Origin of the sequence: Acidimangrovimonas pyrenivorans (assembly GCF_042643245.1) — a bacterium.
In the GTDB taxonomy this organism is placed as follows: domain Bacteria; phylum Pseudomonadota; class Alphaproteobacteria; order Rhodobacterales; family Rhodobacteraceae; genus Acidimangrovimonas; species Acidimangrovimonas pyrenivorans.
Genome location: NZ_JBHRSK010000004.1, coordinates 896,520 through 912,934 on the forward strand (window position 1 = coordinate 896,520; position 16,415 = coordinate 912,934).

15 protein-coding genes and 1 tRNA gene are annotated in these 16,415 nt (G+C 68.7%); 10 read left to right on the forward strand and 6 right to left on the reverse strand.

Annotated features, from left to right (window positions below):
• Position 1: 1 nt before the first annotated feature.
• Positions 2-86: transfer RNA gene (locus ACFOES_RS07195), tRNA-Leu, on the reverse strand.
• Positions 87-265: 179 nt separating this feature from the next.
• Between ACFOES_RS07195 and ACFOES_RS07200 the strand changes: the two genes are divergently transcribed.
• Positions 266-754: a Hint domain-containing protein gene (locus ACFOES_RS07200; protein WP_377832523.1), complete on the forward strand. Its 489-nt coding sequence runs from the start codon at positions 266-268 to the stop codon at positions 752-754.
• Between the two features lie 95 nt (positions 755-849).
• Here the strand turns inward: ACFOES_RS07200 and ACFOES_RS07205 are convergent, their stop codons facing one another.
• The gene (locus ACFOES_RS07205; RefSeq protein ID WP_377832524.1) at positions 850-2,466 is read right to left on the reverse strand and encodes an NAD(P)H-hydrate dehydratase; all 1,617 of its coding nucleotides are present in this window, start codon (positions 2,464-2,466) and stop codon (positions 850-852) included.
• A 205-nt stretch (positions 2,467-2,671) separates the two neighbouring features.
• On the opposite strand from ACFOES_RS07205, the gene ACFOES_RS07210 reads away from it, so the two are divergent.
• From ACFOES_RS07210 to ACFOES_RS07220, 3 genes are all read left to right on the forward strand, one after another.
• Complete coding sequence (locus ACFOES_RS07210; protein ID WP_377832525.1) at positions 2,672-3,010, forward strand: P-II family nitrogen regulator; 339 nt, start codon at positions 2,672-2,674, stop codon at positions 3,008-3,010.
• A gap of 68 nt (positions 3,011-3,078) precedes the next feature.
• A complete protein-coding gene (gene glnA / locus ACFOES_RS07215) occupies positions 3,079-4,485 on the forward strand; it encodes a type I glutamate--ammonia ligase (RefSeq protein ID WP_377832526.1) in 1,407 nt (468 codons plus the stop codon).
• A 174-nt stretch (positions 4,486-4,659) separates the two neighbouring features.
• A complete protein-coding gene (locus ACFOES_RS07220) occupies positions 4,660-5,772 on the forward strand; it encodes a hypothetical protein (RefSeq protein ID WP_377832527.1) in 1,113 nt (370 codons plus the stop codon).
• A gap of 99 nt (positions 5,773-5,871) precedes the next feature.
• On the opposite strand, the gene ACFOES_RS07225 is transcribed toward ACFOES_RS07220, so the two are convergent.
• The gene (locus ACFOES_RS07225) at positions 5,872-6,663 is read right to left on the reverse strand and encodes a heme-dependent oxidative N-demethylase family protein (RefSeq protein WP_377832528.1); all 792 of its coding nucleotides are present in this window, start codon (positions 6,661-6,663) and stop codon (positions 5,872-5,874) included.
• Between the two features lie 181 nt (positions 6,664-6,844).
• On the opposite strand from ACFOES_RS07225, the gene dddP reads away from it, so the two are divergent.
• From dddP to ACFOES_RS07255, 6 genes are all read left to right on the forward strand, one after another.
• Positions 6,845-8,188, forward strand: coding sequence for a dimethylsulfonioproprionate lyase DddP (dddP, locus tag ACFOES_RS07230; protein ID WP_377832529.1), 1,344 nt, complete (start codon positions 6,845-6,847; stop codon positions 8,186-8,188).
• A gap of 361 nt (positions 8,189-8,549) precedes the next feature.
• Entirely contained in the window at positions 8,550-9,803 is a 1,254-nt protein-coding gene (locus tag ACFOES_RS07235) for a bifunctional alpha/beta hydrolase/OsmC family protein (protein ID WP_377832530.1), read from the forward strand.
• 181 nt (positions 9,804-9,984) lie between these two features.
• Entirely contained in the window at positions 9,985-10,770 is a 786-nt protein-coding gene (locus ACFOES_RS07240) for a 23S rRNA (adenine(2030)-N(6))-methyltransferase RlmJ (protein WP_377832531.1), read from the forward strand.
• Between the two features lie 162 nt (positions 10,771-10,932).
• Positions 10,933-11,586: a GDSL-type esterase/lipase family protein gene (locus ACFOES_RS07245; protein ID WP_377832532.1), complete on the forward strand. Its 654-nt coding sequence runs from the start codon at positions 10,933-10,935 to the stop codon at positions 11,584-11,586.
• Positions 11,587-11,722: 136 nt separating this feature from the next.
• Positions 11,723-12,109: a phasin family protein gene (locus tag ACFOES_RS07250; protein WP_377832533.1), complete on the forward strand. Its 387-nt coding sequence runs from the start codon at positions 11,723-11,725 to the stop codon at positions 12,107-12,109.
• Positions 12,110-12,118: 9 nt separating this feature from the next.
• Complete coding sequence (locus ACFOES_RS07255) at positions 12,119-13,927, forward strand: PHA/PHB synthase family protein (RefSeq protein ID WP_377832534.1); 1,809 nt, start codon at positions 12,119-12,121, stop codon at positions 13,925-13,927.
• A gap of 12 nt (positions 13,928-13,939) precedes the next feature.
• On the opposite strand, the gene ACFOES_RS07260 is transcribed toward ACFOES_RS07255, so the two are convergent.
• The 3 genes from ACFOES_RS07260 to ACFOES_RS07270 are packed head-to-tail and all read right to left on the reverse strand — an operon-like array spanning position 13,940 to position 16,413.
• Entirely contained in the window at positions 13,940-14,371 is a 432-nt protein-coding gene (locus tag ACFOES_RS07260; RefSeq protein WP_377832535.1) for a hydrogenase maturation protease, read from the reverse strand.
• Entirely contained in the window at positions 14,364-15,653 is a 1,290-nt protein-coding gene (locus ACFOES_RS07265) for a Ni/Fe hydrogenase subunit alpha (RefSeq protein WP_377832536.1), read from the reverse strand. The genes ACFOES_RS07260 and ACFOES_RS07265 overlap by 8 nt, the downstream gene beginning before the upstream one ends.
• Entirely contained in the window at positions 15,646-16,413 is a 768-nt protein-coding gene (locus ACFOES_RS07270) for an NADH-quinone oxidoreductase subunit B family protein (protein ID WP_377832537.1), read from the reverse strand. The genes ACFOES_RS07265 and ACFOES_RS07270 overlap by 8 nt, the downstream gene beginning before the upstream one ends.
• Between the last annotated feature and the right edge of the window lie 2 nt (positions 16,414-16,415).

A 16,415-nucleotide genomic window follows, 5' to 3' on the forward strand; every position in this document is an offset into this window, starting at 1 on the left:
TTGGTGCGGGTGGAGGGACTTGAACCCCCACGCCTTGCGGCGCCAGAACCTAAATCTGGTGCGTCTGCCAATTCCGCCACACCCGCATGAACCAAAGACAGCCCCGCCGCTCCTCGCCGACAGGGCCGCCCCGAAAACCGGCGCCCTTCTAGCAAAGCCGCGTGCCGGATGCGAGAGGAAAAAGCGCCCAAGAAAATGCCCGCTCCTTACCCATTCTTGACATATTTCAACCCCAGAGTACCGGGAGCAACAGCAGGAACGTCCAATGTCTAAGCGGACCGGGGGCAAGGCGGCGACCAACCGCGGCGCTCAAAATCACGACATCACGCCCGCGGGCATCGCGGCCGGCACCATCGTGCTGACCCTGCATGGCGCCCTTCCGGTCGAATACCTCACCCCCGGCGATCGCGTCGTCACCCGCGACGGCACGCGGGTGCTGCGCGGGCTGCATGTCCGCGTCGCCAGGGACGAGCCGGCGATCCGCATCGCCGCCAGCGCCCTCGGCCATGACCGGCCCGAGGCCGAGATGGTGGTCTCGCCCGAGCAGGAGATCCTGATCCGCGACTGGCGCGCCAAGGCGCTCTACGGCGTCGAGACCGCGATGGTTCCGGCGCGGCGGCTGGTCGACGGCCAGTATGTCCGGCGCGAGACGCCGGAAGAGCTGCGCCTGTTCACGCTCGAATTCGACAGCCCCGCCGTGATCTATGCCGGCGATCTCCAGCTCGCCTGCGACCGCGTCGCCGCCGAGGTCTGAACCCCCGGCCCCGAGCGGCCCTTCATCTTCCCTCGAATATCCCCGCCGGAGGCAACCACCCTCACCGGCGGTGCAGCCATGCCGGGACGACGCGGCTACAGCCCCAGCGCCCGGAACACCTGCGGCAGCTCCTCCGGCAGATCCTCGGCGATCAGCCCCGGCCCGAAGCTGCGGGCGCATTCGACATGGAGCCAGGCCGCCGTTTCGGCCGCGCCCCTCGGATCGAAGCCGCGCGCCAGCAGCCCGGCGATGAAGCCGGCCAGCACGTCGCCGGCACCGGCCGTCGCCAGCCACGGCACTGCCCGCTCGTAGGCGGCGGAATTGACCGCGCAGCGCCCCCCTGCATCGGCAATGACGGTGTCCGGCCCCTTGAGCAGCACCACGCAGCCCGCCCGCGCCGCCGCCTCCCGCGCGGCATCGACGCGGCAATAGGCCGGCCCGGTCTGCGCCGGCGCGGTCAGCTTCTCGGCGATGTCCGGGAACAGCCGTGCGAATTCGCCGCCATGGGGCGTCAGCACCGTCGCCGTGCCCCGCGTCAGCCCGAACAGCAGCTCGGGCGCCTCGGCGAAGGCGGTCAGCGCGTCGGCGTCGAGCACGCAGGCCCGGCCGCTCTCCAGCGCCACCGGCACCAGCGCCCGCGCCCGGTCCAGCCCCAGCCCCGGCCCGAGGCCGAGCGCGTTGATCCGCCCGTCCTTCAGCAACTCCGCCAGCGCCTCGGCATCCCGCAGCGGTCGCAGCATCACGGCATTCAGCTGCGCCGCGTTCTCGATCAGCGCCGCCGGCGGACAGCCGAGCGTCACCAGCCCCGCCCCGATCCGCAGCGCCCCCCGCGCCGCCAGCCGCGCCGCGCCGCCTCGTCCGGGTCCGCCGGAGAGGATCAGGGCGTGGCCGTGGCTGTATTTGTGCTCGCCGGGGAACTTGGAGAGACGGTAGAAGCTTGGCTCTGCCAGCGTCACCCTTTCGCCCGGCGGCACCGCCGGGCAGCGCCCGACCGCCCCCCCGGGCGGGCGCTTCTCGCCCCCCCGCGGCCGGCCGCCGCCCTCCAGGCCAATGTCCTTGACGACGACCTTGCCACAGGCATCGGGCCCATAGCCCAACACATGACCAAGCTTCTTGGCATGGAAAGTGACCGTCAGGTTCGCCAGCATGCAGCTGTCAAGCGGGTTCTCATCCTCATATCCCGGATAGGCCCCGCTATCCGACGACAAGCCGCTCGGCACATCCACGGCGACGACATGCGGGAAGGCCGGATTGCTGCGCGAGGCCGCGTTGCAGAGATTGACCTGGTCCTGCATCCGGCACAGCGTGAGGAACGGCCGTGTCAGGCCGATGCCGAAAATCGCGTCGACGATCAGCGCGACGCCGTCGCCCTCGTCCGGGTAGCCGTCGGGGGCATCCTCATCGAGCGCCCGAACCGCCCCCATCTCCACCCAGCGCCCGTAATTCACCCGTGCATCCGGCGGCAGTTTCTCCGCGTCGCCATAGAGATAGACCTCGACCTCCCAGCCCCATTCCCTGAGCAGCCGCGCCACCACGAAGCCGTCGCCGCCGTTGTTGCCCGGCCCGCACAGCACCACCGCCCGCTGCGGCGCCGCCGCCAGTTCCGGCCATTCCTCGAACACCGCTTCGACGACGCCGCGCCCGGCGCGCTCCATCAGTTCCAGCCCGGTGACCGCGCCGGAGGCGATCGCCGCCTCCTCGATGGCGCGCATTTGGGCAGATGTCAGAAGTTCAGTCACTCGTCCCGCCCTCACGGATTCATCATTGCGCATTTCGCGCCCTTGCTGCCTATAATTTAATCAACGCCCATTGATTCCGCTTCCTGCCGCCCGGCGCCGAACCCTGCCCGATTGTCCCCCCCGGTGAGAAGTGTTGTGACACGAGGCGGAAACGCAAATCCAAAGGGAGTCGGCAGCGATGAAGAAGATCGAGGCGATCATCAAGCCCTTCAAGCTCGATGAGGTCAAGGAAGCCCTCCAGGAGGTCGGCGTGCAGGGGCTCTCGGTGATCGAGGTCAAGGGCTTCGGCCGCCAGAAGGGCCATACCGAGCTTTATCGCGGGGCCGAATACGTCGTCGACTTCCTGCCCAAGGTGAAGATCGAGGTGGTGCTGGCCGACGATCTGGTCGAGAACGCCGTCGAGGCGATCGTCTCGGCCGCCCGCACCGACAAGATCGGCGACGGCAAGATCTTCGTCAGCCCCGTCGAACAGGCGATCCGCATCCGCACCGGCGAAACCGGCGACGACGCGATCTGAAGGTTTTTCGCGGCGGTCTGGAGGATGGACCTGCCGCAAGCATGCTCAACAGAAGGGATCATGGTCACATGAGCAAGGACAAGGTTCTCAAGACCCTCAAGGACGAGGAAGTCGAATATGTCGACATCCGCTTCACCGACCCGCGCGGCAAGCTGCAGCACGTCACGGTGATCGCGGACGAGGTCGACGAGGACTTCCTCGAAGAGGGCTTCATGTTCGATGGTTCGTCCATCGCCGGCTGGAAATCGATCGACCAGTCCGACATGAAACTGATGCCCGATTGCGACAGCGCCTATATCGACCCGTTCTACGCCGAGAAGACGCTCTGCCTGCACTGCAACGTGCTCGAGCCCGACACCGGCGAGCACTATGACCGCGACCCGCGCGGCACCGCGGTCAAGGCCGAGGCCTACCTGAAGGCCTCGGGCATCGGCGACCAGGCCTTCTTCGGCCCGGAAGCGGAATTCTTCCTGTTCGACGACGTCCGCTACTCGGTCTCGATGAACAAGGTCTCCTACGAGGTCGACGCCATCGACGGCGCCTGGAACACCGACGCCGAGTATGAATCGGGCAACTCGGGCCACCGCCCGGGCGTCAAGGGCGGCTACTTCCCGGTCAACCCGATCGACGACGCCATGGACCTGCGCAGCGAGATGCTGAGCACCATGAAGCGCATGGGCATGAAGGTCGACAAGCACCACCACGAAGTGGCCAGCTGCCAGCACGAGCTGGGCCTGATCTTCGGCACGCTGACCAAGCAGGCCGACAACCTGCAGATGTACAAGTACGTGATCCACAACGTGGCCCACGCCTACGGCAAGACCGCCACCTTCATGCCGAAGCCGATCAAGGGCGACAACGGCACCGGCATGCACGTCAACATGTCGGTCTGGAAGGACGGCAAGCCGCTCTTCGCCGGCGACAAGTATGCCGACCTGAGCCAGGAGGCGCTGTATTTCATCGGCGGCATCCTCAAGCATGCCAAGACGCTGAACGCCTTCACCAACCCGTCGACCAACAGCTACAAGCGCCTGATCCCGGGCTTCGAAGCCCCGGTGCTGCGCGCCTACTCGGCCCGCAACCGCTCGGGCTGCGTCCGGATCCCGTGGGCGGAAAGCCCGAAGGCCAAGCGTGTCGAGGCCCGCTTCCCCGACCCGGCGGCCAACCCCTACCTGGCCTTCTCGGCGCTGCTGATGGCCGGCCTGGACGGCATCAAGAACAAGATCGACCCGGGCCCGTCCTCGGACAAGGACCTCTACGACCTGCCGCCGGAAGAACTGGCCTCGATCCCGACCGTCTGCGCCAGCCTGCGCGAGGCGCTCGAATCGCTGGAAGCCGATCACGACTTCCTGCTCGCCGGCGACGTCTTCACCAAGGGCCAGATCGAGGGCTACCTGGCGCTCAAGTGGGAAGAGGTCTACGCCTACGAGCACACGCCGCACCCGGTCGAGTACCAGCTCTACTATTCCTGCTGAGCCGGGAAACAATACCTGCGGAAGGGCGCCTCCGGGCGCCCTTTTGTTTTTAAAGCGGAAACAGTCAATCCCCTAACCCATTGCAGCAAATCCAGAAAATTCCACATTTTGCGCTCAAATGGGGCCGATTTCGGGCCGACAGTATCTCTTGCAAGCTGGCTGGAGACCTCTGTCATGTATGACGCCGCCTTCGTAAACGCGACCAGTACGAGTGTTTCTCTGCTTTACCGGGAACGCCCGGTGCTGAACTTCGCCGCCTATGTCTCGCGCATGGAGGAAGCTCTGCGCGGGTCCTTCGAGGACACGCTGCAACTGAGCTGGGACCATGACGACATGGTCGTGATCGACATCGACGGCTCGCGCGTGCTGCTGGGCTACTGGGAAGCGCCGCAGGGCGATGACAGCGCCGAGGCCTGCGAGGCCGTGCTGGTGCTGTCGGTCGGCCCCGGGCCGGACTGGCGCTCGCAGACCCGGCTGGCGCGTCACCGCAAATCGCTGTGCCAGTCGGTCATCGCCGGCATCCTCGACCGCAACCCGGCCGACATGGTGCTGTGGAAGGATTTCCAAGGCGTGTTCACGCCCGACGACTTCGAAACGCTGGTCGAACAGGCGATCGGCATGAGCGAGCAGGACATCGCCGAGGGCACCGATTTCCCCGCCGACAGCCTGGTCGGCGCCGACCTGGCGGCGGCCAGCCCCGAGGTCGCGCCCGAAGAGCCCGGCGACGAACGCTTCGGCAACCTGCCGGTGCGGCGGCTGATGGACCGGCTGGAAACCGAGATCCGCCCGAGCCGGCCCCAGATCGAGGCCAGTGCGGAAGAGAACGAAACGACCGACGGCGCCGCGACGCCCCCGGCCCGGCGCCGCAGCCGGCGGCCGGACTGGCGCGCGGAATGGGAAGCGGCGGTGATGTCGCTGCCGGCAGCGCCCGACGAGGCCGGCGATGCCCCGCTGGAAGGCACGGCGACCGATCTCCTGGCCGCCAACGACCTGCCGGACCTGCCCCTGCCCCAGGCCTCCGAGCTCGACCGGATTCGTTCCGCGCTCTATCCCGACGAGCAGCCGGGCGCCGAGACCGGCAAGCCGCCGCTGGCCCAGCGGCTGACGATCTACACGGTCAACACCACGCTGATGCTGGTCGCGCTGCCGGTCGGCGCGGCGCTGATGACCTACAACATCCTCGGCGGCGAGGACTTCAAGACCACCGCCCGCGCCGTCGCCCTGACCGGCGCCGCGATCGGGCTGGCCCATTCGGTGCTCGGCCAATACGTGATGTCGATGGTGTGAAAGGCGCTGCCCTGAGCCCGGCGGCCCGGCCGCCGCGCCTCCGGCCTTGCGAAAGCCCGCCCTGCGCGGGCTTTCTTGCTTCCCGGCACCGGGTGACGGTCAGACCGTCACCTCGATCGGGTGCTCGTCGAGCGCCGCCGCCTGCTCCTCGCTCAGATCCTCGACCCGCAGCAGGTAGGTGTGGATCGAGAACACCACCGCCCCGCTCTCGGGCAGCCGCAGCAGGCATTGCCGTTCCGAGCGCAGGAAGGGCGCGCTGGCCGGTTTCTTGCGCGGATCGGCCTCGCGCTTGGGATGGAACAGGCTCGGATCCTCGTAGAGCAGCGCATTGGCCCGCCACAGCCCCCGCCCCGGGCGGATGGCGTCGAACAGGCGCTGGACCCGGCGGGCGATGTTGTCGTCATAGACCGGCACGTTGTCATGGATGCCGATCAGCGGCCGGCCGTATTTCTCCTCCAGCGTCCAGCTGGCCGGGAAACACAGGATGGCACCGGTCAGGACATGCTCGTCGCCCTGCTGCTGCAGGAGGCAGAAATCCTCCTGGCACAGCCGGCCCAGCGTCAGCAGCGGCGCGTCGCGGTCGAGCTTGACCGCCATGCCGTCGGGCCGGGTGACGACCTCCCGGCCGACCACGTAGCCCGGCAGGGCGCTCAACTCGGCCAGCACCAGCGCGAGCAGTTCCCGCGCCGCCGGCAGTGCCTCGGGCGCCAGCCGGTGCACGGCCTCGGGCTTGCCGGCGATCAGCCGGTCACGCTCGGCCATCTGGCCGGCGAAGGCTTCGTCGACCCGCAGCCAGTCGCCGGGCTCGAGCGGCAGGATGCCCGGCAGCCGTCGCGTGCGCGGATCGGCCCAGGGCGCGAAGGGGAGGTGTTTGTGCAGAATGGTCGTCATGCCCGATCCTTAGACCGCATTCCGGAGCGGGAAAACCGCTTATCCACAGCATTTTTGGTCTCGCCCCCCGCGCCCTGCCGTCCCGGCGGAACGCGGCACGAATCCGTCCTTTCCACGTCGCATTCCGGCGCGCCTTCCGCAGCCGGCCGGCCCGATGCTTCGCCCAATCAGGGAGGAGCCGATGAACCGCCATTACGCCGACACCCGCAAGATCGATCCCAGCCGCGGCGCCCAGCTGGCCGATGGCAGCCCCAACGACGCCGACCGGATCGAGATCGGCCCGACGCAACTGGCCTTCCGCGAATGGGAGGCGGCGGGCCTGACCCCGCCCGACCTGCTGAAGATGCGCGACTTCCGCTGGCGCCGGCTGACCCGGCATATCGTCGACCGCGATTACGGCGGCCTGCTGATGTTCGATCCGCTCAACATCCGCTACGCCACCGACACCACCAACATGCAGCTGTGGAACACCCATAACCCGTTCCGCGCCGTGCTGCTCTGCGCCGACGGCTACATGGTGATCTGGGATTACAAGAATTCGCCCTTCCTGGCCGATTACAACCCGCTGGTCCGCGAGAGCCGCTCCGGCGCCTCGATGTTCTACATGATCACCGGCGACCGCGGCGCCGACGCCGCCCGCAGCTTCGCCGCCGAGGTCGCGGAGCTGATCGCCGAACATGGCGGCGGCAACCGGCGGCTGGCGGTGGACAAGATCATGATCCACGGCCACCGCGCGCTCGAGACCGCCGGCTTCGAGCTGATGGAGGGCGAGGAGGTCACCGAGAAGGCGCGCTCGGTCAAGGGCCCCGACGAGATCCTGGCGATGCGCTGCGCCGCCCATGCCTGCGAGGCGGCGATGGCCGAGATGGAGCGGGTCTGCCGCGAAGGCGTCCCCCGCCGCGCGCTGAGCGAGGACGACGTCTGGGCGGTGCTCCATGCCGAGAACATCAAGCGCGGCGGCGAGTGGATCGAGACCCGGCTGCTGACCTCGGGCCCGCGCACCAACCCGTGGTTCCAGGAATGCGGCCCCCGCATCATCCAGCCGAACGAGATCGTCGCCTTCGACACCGATCTCGTCGGCAGCTACGGCATCTGCGTCGACATCTCGCGGACATGGTGGGTCGGCGACGAGAAACCGACCAACGCCATGGTCTACGCCATGCGCCACGCCCACGAACACGTCACCACCAACATGGCGCTGATGAAGCCCGGCGTCTCGCTCAGGGAGCTGTGCTTCGAGGGCCACCAGCTCGACCCGCAATTCGACAAGCTGAAATACGGCGTCCGCTTCCATGGCGTCGGGCTGTGCGATGAATGGCCCTCGGTCCCCTACCCCGACAACTGGCAGGACGGCGCCTTCGACTACCTGCTGGAACCCGGCATGGTGCTCTGCGTCGAGGCACTGGTCGGCGCCGAGGGCGGCGGCTTCTCGATCAAGCTCGAGGACCAGGTGCTGGTGACCGAGACCGGTTACGAGAACCTGACGCGGTATCCGTTCGACCCGGCGCTGATGGGGGCGCTGTAAAACCCTCCGGGGCGTTCTCACCGAGCGAGATAGAGGGCCGCGCCCTCCCTCGGGCGGGCGCTTCTCCAGTCCGTGGTCTACGGTTTGTTCCAAGACCCCGAACGAGGTCCGAACGGCAAGCAACATCGCCAAGGCGCCCTCCCTGACGGGAGGGAGGGCGCGGCCCGGCGGCGCTGCGCGCCTCGATTCCGGACCGGAGGATCGAAAAGACATTCTCCGCCCTCGACCTCAGGTGACTGGCCCGACCGGCGATGCGCCGCCGCCATGACACACCCCGTCACCAAGCCGTCAGTTTCGCACGCAGCCCCTTGCCGCCCCGCCCCCGGCGCGCCAGTTTGAGCCGCAGAGGGGACGAGAGACGATGACGACCGAAAAGCTGACCTTTTCGGGCCATGCGGGCGATGACCTGGCCGCACGGCTCGACATGCCCGAGGGCCCGCACCTGGCTACGGCCCTGTTCGCCCATTGCTTCACCTGCGGCGCCGACATCCCGGCCGCGCGCCGCATCGCCCGGCGCCTCGCCGCCATGGGCATCGCGGTGCTGCGCTTCGACTTCACCGGGCTGGGCCATTCCGCCGGCGAGTTCGAGAACACCACCTTCTCGTCCAATGTCGACGACCTCGTGCTGGCCGCGCAGGCGCTCGAGGCGCGCGGCATGGCGCCCAGCCTGCTGATCGGCCATTCGCTGGGCGGGGCGGCGGTGCTGCGCGCCGCGCCGCGGATCCCGTCCTCGCGCGCCGTCGTCACCCTCGGCGCGCCCTACGATCCCGGCCATATCGCCCACAATTTCGACGACGCGCTCGACCGGATCGACGCCGAGGGCTATGCCACCGTCGATCTCGGCGGCCGCCATTTCCGCATCGGCCGCGACTTCATCGCCGATATCGCCGGCGAGCGGCTGGAACCCGAACTCGGCCACCTCAAGCGCGCCCTGCTGGTGATGCACGCCCCGCGCGACTGCGTCGTCGGGCTCGAGAATGCCACCCGCATCTTCACCGCTGCCCGCCACCCGAAAAGCTTCGTCACGCTGGACAAGGCCGACCACCTGATCACCGCCCCGGCCGATGCCGAGTACGCCGCCGGGGTCATCGCCGCCTGGGCCGCGCGCTATCTCGACCTGCGGCCGCCGGCGCCGCCGCCCGGCGTGCCCGAGGGCGTGACCCGGGTCGTCGAATCCGATCCCGGCGGCTTCCTGCAGGATGTCAGTGCCGGGCCGTGGCACCACGCCCTGGCCGACGAGCCCAAGGCCTATGGCGGCACCAACCGGGGCATGTCGCCCTACCAGTTCGTCGCCGCCGGGCTGGGCGCCTGCACCTCGATGACGATCCGGATGTATGCCCGGCGCAAGGGCTGGCCGCTGGACCATGTCCAGGTCGACGTCACCCATGACAAGGTCCACGCCCAGGACTGCACCCATTGCACCGAGGCCGACAAGCTCGACCGCTTCACCCGGCTGATCCGCCTCGACGGGCCGCTGACCGGGGCACAGCGCGTCCGGCTGATGGAGATCGCCGACCGCTGCCCGGTGCACCGGACGCTGGAACACAGCGCCCGGATCGAGACCCGGTTGAACGACGAAGGCGCCAAGGCAGCCCCGGAACGGGAGACGGGGTGACATCCATGGAATGAGATTATTCTTTTTATATTAATATAGTTACGAACCAGCCTTAAACTATCGCATCAAGTCGACCCTCGCCCGAACCGCGGCCCCGGCCGCGCCGCCTGCTCCAGCCCGCCCTTGCCGAGGCGCCCCGCGATCGGATAGGTTGGGGGCCTCCGCCGCAAGAGCCGCCGCCATGCTGTCCTACCAACATCTCTACCACGCCGGGAACCTCGCCGACGTCCACAAGCACGCGCTGCTCTGCACCGCGCTCGACTACCTGACGCGCAAGGACAAGCCGCTGAGCTATATCGAAACCCATGCCGGCCGCGGCCTCTATCGGCTCGACGCGCCCGAGGCGGTGAAGACCGGCGAGGCGGAACAGGGCATCCGGCTGGCCGAGGCCCGGGGCTGGTTCGCCGCCGATCATCCCTATGCCCGCCGCCTGGCCGAGATCCGGGCGCAATACGGCGCCGAGGCCTATCCCGGCTCGCCCCTGCTCGCCGCCCAGTCGCTGCGCCCGAGCGACGCGATGACGCTGGCCGAGCTGCACCCGCAGGAATATGCCGCGCTGCGCGAGGTGATGAGCCGCTACGGCGCCCAGTGCCGCCAGCAGGACGGGGCCGAGATGGCCCTGGCCGTCACCCCGCCGACGCCGCGCCGCGGGCTGATGCTGATCGACCCGAGCTACGAGGTGAAGGCCGATTACGCCGCCCTGCCCAAGCTGATCGCCAAGCTGCATCGCAAGTGGAATGTCGGCGTCATCCTGCTCTGGTACCCGATCCTGTCTTCCCGCGCCCATGTCCCGATGCTGGAGGCACTGGAGCGGGCCGGCTACCCGAACGCCCTGCGCCACGAGGTCGGCTTTCCGCCGGCCCGGCCCGGCCACGGCATGACCGGCAGCGGCCTGTTCGCGATCAACACGCCCTGGGGGCTGGAGGGCGAGGCCGGGCGGCTTTCGCAACTCTTCGCAAGCCTCTGAAATAGAACCTCTTTCCCCCAAGTCCGCGCGCGGCTGGCGAGGCCGGCGGGGGGCTGTCCGCCCCCCTGCGCCCCCCGAGAGTATTTGAGCAAAGAAGAAGCGGCCCTTGTGCATCATGGCCACGCGGGCGAGAGTGCCCCGACGCGGACAAGGGAGGGTGCGATGAGCGACGCGGAGCGGGTGGTGTTGTGTTTCGGCGATTCCAACACCCATGGCACGATGCCGCTGCCCTCGCTGACCGAGCGCGGCCGGCACGGCTTTTCCAGCCGCTGGACCGGCCATTTCCGCCGCGCCCTCGGGCCGGCCGTCCATGTCATCGACGAGGGCCATCCCGGCCGCACCACCGTCCATCCCGACCCGGTCGAAGGCGAGCATCGCAACGGGCTGAGCGTGCTGCTGGCGCTGCTGGAAAGCCACCGGCCGCTCGACCTGGTGGTGATGATGCTGGGCACCAACGACTGCAAGGCGCGCTTTGCCGTCACCGCCGACGACATCGCCCGCTCGATCGACCGGCTCTGCGGCGTGATCGCGGCGGCGCAATGTGGCCCCGGCGGCGCCACGCCGAAGCTGCTGCTGGTGGCGCCGCCGCCGCTGACCGAGACCGGCTGCCTGGCCGGCATGTTCGAGGGCGGCGCGGCGAAGGCGGCCGCCCTGGCGCCGCGGATCGAAGCGGTCGCGCAGGCGCGCGGCGCCGGCTTCGTCGATGCCGGCGCCCATATCACCGTCTCGCCGATCGACGGGGTCCATTTCGACGCCGCCGCCCATGCCACGCTGGGCACCGTCCTGGCGCGGGCGGCCGCCGAGCTGCTGGACTGACGGGACCGGCGCGGGGCATTTTCGCCGCAGTGCGGAAAAAACCGCTCTGCGCTTGCGAGAGATCAATGCGTGCCGCAACGAAAGCGGCGATTCTGGTAGGAGGCGTGGATGACGCGCCGCAGCATCGGAGGATCAAATGGCACCCCGCAAGAGCACCGCGAGCCCCGACATCTGGAAATTCACCTCTGCCATTCCCGACGCGCGCGATGGCATGGCCGCCTTCCTGCGGCCGCAGGCGAAGATGGTCGAGGCGATGCTGGCCCAGAATGTCGAGATGCTCGACTTCATGAAGGACCGGTTCGAGAAGGATCGCGCCATGATGGCCGAGCTGGCAGAGGCCGAGGACCCGAGCGCGCTGATGGGGCTGTGGTCCGATTTCTGGCAACGGATGATGGCGGATTACAGCACCGAGAGCGGCAAGCTGGCCAGCTCGATGTCCTCGATCGCCGGACAGGCGCTGAAAAGCGTCAGCGAGGAAGGCAAGGCGATGACCGACACCCTGTCGGCCAGCGGCAGGAAATAGGCGCAGCACATGGCCCGTAACGAGGTGAAGCCGGCCCCGGCGCCGGTCGAGAGCAGTATTGAGTCCGCGGCGGAGAGCCCCGAAAAACGTGCCGCCGAGGCAAGTTTCGAGCAGCTCGACCGCCGGCTGCATGCCCGCATCGGCGAGGCCCTGGGCGGGCTGTCGCTGATCGACCTTGTCGGCGCCTGGGCCGACTGGGCCAGCCACATGGCGATCGCGCCGGGCAAGCAGGCCGAGCTGGTCTGGAAAGCCAGCCGCAAGTGGCAGAAGCTGAACGAGGCAGCCTGGTGCCAGCTGAGCGGCCAGCAGACGCCCGAGCCCTGCATCGCCCCCCTGCCCCAGGACCGCCGTTTCCGGGCGCCGGAATGGCAACGTTTCCCCTACAACCTGATCTACCAGTCCTTCCTGCTGAACCAGCAATGGTGGCACAACGCCACCACCGAGGTGCATGGCGTCGACGCCAAGAACGAGGCGCTGGTCGAGTTCTACGCGCGGCAGGTCCTCGACATGCTGTCGCCGTCGAACTTCCTCGCCACCAATCCGCAGCTTCTCGACCGCACCGTCAAGGAGGGCGGCCGGAACCTTGTCCGCGGACTGGCGCATTGGCTGGAGGATGTCCAGCGGGCGGTCACCGGGGCGCCGCGCGCCGATACCGAGGCGTTCCGGCCGGGCCGCGAGGTCGCGGTCACGCCGGGCAAGGTGGTCTATCGCAACCGGCTGATGGAGCTGATCCAGTACGCGCCGGCGACCGAAACCGTGCATTCGGTGCCGGTGCTGATCGTCCCGGCCTGGATCATGAAATACTACATCCTCGACCTGACACCGGAGCATTCGCTGATCCGCTGGCTGGTCGGCCAGGGCTTCACTGTCTTCTGCATCTCGTGGAAGAACCCCGACGAAGGCGACCGCGACCTCGGCCTCGACGACTACCGCGAGCTGGGGGTGATGGACGCGCTCGACGCGGTCTGCGCCATCACCGGCGCCGAGACCGTGCACGGCATGGGCTATTGCCTTGGCGGCACCCTGCTGTCCGTCGCCGCGGCAGCGATGGGGCGCGACGGCGACGGCCGGCTGGCCACCCTGTCGATGCTGGCCGCCCAGGTCGATTTCTCGGAGGCGGGCGAGCTGTCGCTCTTCGTCAGCGAGGCGCAGCTGGCGCTGCTCGAGGACATGATGTGGGACAAGGGCTATCTCGACCAGCGCCGGATGGCGGGCACCTTCACCATGCTGCGCTCGCAGGACCTGCTGTGGTCGCATATGGTGCACGACTACCTGATGGGCGAGCGCGACGGTCACAGCGACCTGGGGGCCTGGAGCGCCGATGCCACCCGGATGCCCTACCGGATGCACTCGGAATACCTGCGCCACATGTTCCTCAACGACGACCTGGCCGAGGGCCGGCTCGAGGCCGGGGGCGAGACGGTGTTCCTGCCCGATATCCGGGTGCCGGTCTTCGCCGTGGCGACCGAGCATGACCACATCGCGCCCTGGCATTCGGTCTTCAAGCTGACCTACCTGCTGCATGGCGATATCGACTTCGCCCTGGTCTCGGGCGGCCACAATACCGGCATCGTCGCCCCGCCGGGCAACCCCAAGGCCGGCTATCGCCTGCTCAAGCACCGCAGCGGCGACCGCCACAGCGATCCCGACGACTGGGCGGCGGCGATCCCGCGCAAGGCCGGCTCGTGGTGGGAGCCGTGGCGCGACTGGCTGGTCGAACATGGCGACAACGACGTTCCGCCGCCGCCGTTGGGGCGCAAGGAGGCCGGCTATCCGCCGCTCGCCGAGGCGCCGGGCGATTACGTCCGCGCGCCCTGACCGACACATGCCCTAGCCGGCGGCCAGCCGCGCCACCAGCGCCTCGGCCGCCCGCGCCACCTCGGGCGAAAGCCCCTGCCCGGCGGCGAAATCCGCCCCCTCGATGGCATGGACCGTGAGCGCGGCGGGCAGCATGTCCAGCGCCCGGGCGGTCTCGACCGCCTCGGCGAGGCCGAAATTATGGGTCGAATAGTGGAAGAAGGCGGCCGGCAGCGGCCCGGCCAGCGCGTCCAGCTCGGTGACGGTCCCGGCCGCCGCGCCGCTGTGGCTGGCATCGACCAGCACCAGCCGCGCGTGGCGCTCGAACAGGTCGATGAGGCCGACCCCGTCGCCGCCATGGACCTGCGCCGGCAGCCCGCGCGCCGCCAGCGCCTCGGCCACCCAGGGGCCGACGCCGTCGTCGCCGCGCAGTGCGTTGCCGACCCCGATCACCAGGTCAGACACGCTCGACCGTCAGCTTGAGGAAATGGGTGGCGCAGGAGATGCAGGGATCGTAGTTCCTGATCGTCTGCTCGCAGCGCCATTTCAGCGCCTCGTCGGCGAGGTCGAGATTGGCCGCCGCCACCCGCGCCAGATCGGCCTCGATCTGCGGCTGGTTCTGCGAGGTCGGCGGCACGATCTGCGCCTCCTCGATCTTGCCCGCGCCGTCCAGCCGGTAGCGGTGATAGCAGATGCCGCGCGGCGCCTCGGTGCAGCCATGGCCCTCGCCCGCCCGCGCCGGCGCCGCGATCACCGCCGGCTCCGGCGGTTCGTAGCCGGCCGCGATCCGGGCGCCCTCCTCGCAGGCATATTGCACCTCGATCATCCGCACCAGGATCGACTGGAACGGGTTGCGTACCACCTCGCCCAGCCCGGCCTCGCGTGCCGTCTGCTGACACGACGGCGTCAACTGGCCGTAATTGTTGGCATAGCGCGCCAGCGGCCCGACCAGGTAGGCCGAGCCGTCGCGCATCCGGCCGTGCAGGGCGTTGGAGCGCGCGACATGCTCCTCGACGAAGTGGTCGTTGAACTCGGAAACGGCGATGTCCAGCCCCCGGTTCGAGCCGATCCGGCCCTCGATGATCGGGTAGCAATCGTCATGGATCAGCGAGACGAAGTGATAGTCGTACTCGTCCTGCGGGAAATCGAACTTGGCGAAGTCGAGCGTCAGCTCGCGCGCGATCCGGGCGCAGTCCTCCAGTTCCGGCACCAGCCCGCGGATCGCCTCGCGGTCGGGCGCGCGGTAGAAGCCGCCGACGCGGGTGTTGACCGGATGCACCGCCCGTCCGCCGATCACCTCCATCAGCGTGTTGCCCAGCTTCTTCACCCGCAGCGCCTTGCGCACCAGATCGGGCGCGACGCCGGCGATCTGGATCGCGTCGTGCAACCCGAGGAAATCCGGCGCATGCAGCATCGCGGCGTGCAGCACGTGGCTCTGGATCCACTCGCCGCAATAGAGCAGCCGGCGCAGGGTGTGCATCCCGGGTGGGATGGCGATCCCGAGCGCATCCTCCATCGCGTGGCTGGCGCTCATCGTGTAGGCGATCGGGCAGATGCCGCAGATGCGCGAGGTGATATCGGGCGCGTCGCCGTAATCGCGGCCGCGCAGCAGCGCCTCGAAGAAGCGCGGCGGCTCGAAGATGCGGAACTCGACCTGTTCCAGCGCATCGCCGTTGATCTTCAGATACAGCGCCCCCTCGCCCTCGACCCGGGCCAGCGCGTCGACCTTGATGACCCTCTCACTCATGGTTCAGGCTCTCGTCCCGGAAGGCCGGCGCGCCGGCGTTGAAACTGCGATAGAGCGCGCGGAGCTGCGGCGGCGTCGCCCCGGCTTCGGCCAGATGCGCCGACAGCGATGCCGGGTTCGGGTTCTCCTTCGGCCCGAAGCAGCCGTAGCAACCGCGGCCATGCGACGGGCACAGGTTGCCGCAACCCGCCTGCGTCACCGGGCCGAGGCAGGGCGTGCCATGCGCCACCGTCACGCAGACGGTCCCGGCGCGCTTGCACTCCATGCATTGCGACGACCGCGGCACATGCGGCTTGCGCCCCGCCAGCGTCGCCGAGATCAGCTCGAGCAGCTGCGGCTTCGAGATCGGGCAGCCGCGCAGCTCGAAATCCACCTTCACGTGGTCGGCGATGGCGGTCGAGGTGGCCAAGGTGTCGATATAGTCGGGATGGGCGTAGACCGCGCGCGTGAACTCCTCGACATCGGCGAAGTTGCGCAGCGCCTGGATGCCGCCCGCCGTGGCGCAGGCGCCGATCGAGATCAGCACGCCGGACTGGGCCCGGATCTGCTTGATCCGCTCGGCGTCATGCGGCGTGGTGATCGAGCCCTCGACCAAGGAGATGTCATAGGGCCCGTCCAGCGCCGCGCTGGTCGCCTCGAGAAACTGGGCGATGTCGAGCGCCCCGGCGATCTCCAGCAGCTCGTCCTCGCAGTCGAGGATCTGCAGCTGGCAGCCGTCGCAGGACGAGAATTTCCACACCGCGAGCTTGGGGCGGGCCATCA

Coding starts and splice junctions, on each gene's coding strand:
- ACFOES_RS07200 (WP_377832523.1), top strand. CDS start 266: ATGTCTAAGCGGACCGGGGGCAAGGCGGCGACCAACCGCGGCGCTCAA.
- ACFOES_RS07205 (WP_377832524.1), bottom strand. CDS start 2,466: ATGCGCGCCATCGAGGAGGCGGCGATCGCCTCCGGCGCGGTCACCGGG.
- ACFOES_RS07210 (WP_377832525.1), top strand. CDS start 2,672: ATGAAGAAGATCGAGGCGATCATCAAGCCCTTCAAGCTCGATGAGGTC.
- glnA (WP_377832526.1), top strand. CDS start 3,079: ATGAGCAAGGACAAGGTTCTCAAGACCCTCAAGGACGAGGAAGTCGAA.
- ACFOES_RS07220 (WP_377832527.1), top strand. CDS start 4,660: ATGTATGACGCCGCCTTCGTAAACGCGACCAGTACGAGTGTTTCTCTG.
- ACFOES_RS07225 (WP_377832528.1), bottom strand. CDS start 6,663: ATGACGACCATTCTGCACAAACACCTCCCCTTCGCGCCCTGGGCCGAT.
- dddP (WP_377832529.1), top strand. CDS start 6,845: ATGAACCGCCATTACGCCGACACCCGCAAGATCGATCCCAGCCGCGGC.
- ACFOES_RS07235 (WP_377832530.1), top strand. CDS start 8,550: ATGACGACCGAAAAGCTGACCTTTTCGGGCCATGCGGGCGATGACCTG.
- ACFOES_RS07240 (WP_377832531.1), top strand. CDS start 9,985: ATGCTGTCCTACCAACATCTCTACCACGCCGGGAACCTCGCCGACGTC.
- ACFOES_RS07245 (WP_377832532.1), top strand. CDS start 10,933: ATGAGCGACGCGGAGCGGGTGGTGTTGTGTTTCGGCGATTCCAACACC.
- ACFOES_RS07250 (WP_377832533.1), top strand. CDS start 11,723: ATGGCACCCCGCAAGAGCACCGCGAGCCCCGACATCTGGAAATTCACC.
- ACFOES_RS07255 (WP_377832534.1), top strand. CDS start 12,119: ATGGCCCGTAACGAGGTGAAGCCGGCCCCGGCGCCGGTCGAGAGCAGT.
- ACFOES_RS07265 (WP_377832536.1), bottom strand. CDS start 15,653: ATGAGTGAGAGGGTCATCAAGGTCGACGCGCTGGCCCGGGTCGAGGGC.
- ACFOES_RS07270 (WP_377832537.1), bottom strand. CDS start 16,413: ATGGCCCGCCCCAAGCTCGCGGTGTGGAAATTCTCGTCCTGCGACGGC.